Source organism: Psychrobacter sp. (genome assembly GCF_036731945.1).
Lineage (GTDB): Bacteria > Pseudomonadota > Gammaproteobacteria > Pseudomonadales > Moraxellaceae > Psychrobacter.
The window spans coordinates 15,373-17,563 of record NZ_DAINDI010000036.1 but is presented as its reverse complement, the minus strand read 5'-3'; the positions used below and the strand labels follow the sequence as shown (position 1 = coordinate 17,563).

Annotated in this window: 1 protein-coding gene and 1 pseudogene; one reads left to right on the top strand and one right to left on the bottom strand. The window is 44.3% G+C overall.

The features are described 5' to 3' along the window. Window positions 1–75 precede the first annotated feature (75 nt). A pseudogene (purF, locus tag V7D75_RS08760) lies at window positions 76–1,607 on the top strand (amidophosphoribosyltransferase). Between the two features lie 235 nt (window positions 1,608–1,842). On the opposite strand, the gene V7D75_RS08755 reads toward purF, so the two are convergent. After that, window positions 1,843–2,191, bottom strand: a 349-nt coding sequence (locus tag V7D75_RS08755) for an AzlD domain-containing protein (RefSeq protein WP_333614252.1), incomplete at its 5' end; no start/stop codon positions are given.

Genomic DNA, 2,191 nt, shown 5'->3' with positions numbered 1-2,191 from the left:
GATAGGCAAACATTTAAGACAACCTTATCAGCCGTTATTGTGTTATCAATGTGTGGTACAAAATAGGATACAACTATGTGTGGAGTCGTTGGGGTCGCAGCTCATGAGCCGGTCAACCAAATTCTTTATGATGCCTTAACCATGTTGCAGCATCGCGGGCAAGATGCGGCAGGTATTGTGACTTTACAGGATGGGCGTCTTTATTTACGTAAAGAAAATGGCATGGTACGTGACGTGTTTATGAACCGTCATATGCTAAAACTGGTAGGTAAGTTTGGTATCGGTCACGTCCGTTACCCGACCGCTGGTACCTCAAGTAGCGCCGAAGCACAGCCTTTTTACGTCAACTCGCCTTATGGTATTACCCTTGCGCACAATGGTAACCTAATGCTGAAGGTTTGGCAAAATCTTTGTATCAAGAAGATCGCCGTCATTTAAACACCGACTCAGACTCTGAGGTGTTGCTAAACGTGCTTGCGCATGAAATGCAAAATATCAATAAAACCCACCCGACGCCTACGGATATCTTTGCAGCAGTAACAGCGGTTTATAGCCGTATTGAAGGCGCTTATGGCGTGGTTGCTATGATTACAGGTCATGGGTTGCTAGCATTCCGTGATCCAAACGGTATCCGTCCGCTAATTTTTGGTAAGCGTATGGCAGCCAACGGCGGCACAGAATATATGGTCGCCTCAGAGTCAGTCGCCTTGACAGGTTCAGGCTTTAGCATTGTCCGTGATGTCAAACCGGGCGAAGCGATATTTATTGATTTGGACCATAAACTGCATACGCATCAGTGCGTTGAGCAAAAAGAGTACACGCCTTGTATCTTTGAATATGTGTATTTTGCCCGTCCAGATTCCATTATGGATAATATCTCGGTTTATAAATCACGCCTACGTATGGGTGAAAAACTGGCCGATAAAATCCTTGCTGAATGGGGTGAAGACCACGATATCGATGTGGTTATTCCTATTCCTGATACTTCGCGTACCTCAGCGATGGAGCTGGCGCTAAAGATGAACGTCAAATACCGTGAAGGGTTTATGAAAAACCGCTATATCGGTCGTACCTTTATCATGCCAGGTCAGCAGCAACGTAAAAAATCAGTGCGTCAAAAGTTAAGCGCCGTACCGCTTGAGTTTAAAGGTAAAAACGTCCTTTTGGTCGATGATTCAATCGTTCGCGGCACGACGTGTCATGAAATTATCCAAATGGCGCGTGATGCCGGTGCTCGTAAGGTGTTTTTTGCCAGTGCTGCGCCGCCGGTTAAATATCCAAACGTTTACGGTATCGATATGCCAGTGCGTAGCGAGCTAATTGCTTCAGGTCATAGCGTTGAAGAGGTACGTGAGATTATCGGTGCCGACCGCTTGATTTTCCAAGATTTGGACGATTTGATTGAAGCGGTTAAAGACACCAAGCATAGCAAGGTTGAAGGCTTCGATTGTGCGGTGTTTAATGGCTGCTATATTACTGGGCAAATCAACGAAGCGTATCTTGATCATCTACAAGAGCAACGTAACGACACCGCCAAAACAGGCAAAAAAGGCGTGCAAATCGTTGCTGATACCCCAGTCGATATGATGGGCGTAGAAGAGCTATAAGCGAATAAACAGCTTAAAATAATGACAAAATAAAAAGGCTGGATTCATAAGGATTCCAGCATTTTTTATGGGCACAAATAAACGTAGTCAGTATGAAATAAAATGATGAATAAACAGCCATAGGCGGCTGGTATAAATTTTCCTTGCTTGCTGTTATCACAGAGGTTACGAAAAATTCATCCCAGCCGCGCTGTATCTTTTTAAAGTCACTATACTCTATACACTAAACTTTTAATCAGCCTAAGAAATGGGGAAATAACCACAAAAAACCATTAATTGCCGCGATACCGACGATCATGCTGACCAGTAACTGACGACTAATATGATAAACGACTAATACTGATAATAACGCGCCAACTTGCGCCATGAACAAATGCACTTCGGCATTATTTAAGCCAGCTTGGAATCCAGTATCACCTGACAAACCTTGATAAGAAAGGCTGGTTAAAATAAGTAATACCATCACAGATAGCGGCAGACTTTCATTTAAGCGATGTAGCCACGGCGTATCTAGCAGCTTTTTAGGTATTAAAGCGGGTAGAGCGCGGGTAATAAAGGTCACGGCTGCCATCGCCAGCGTGGCA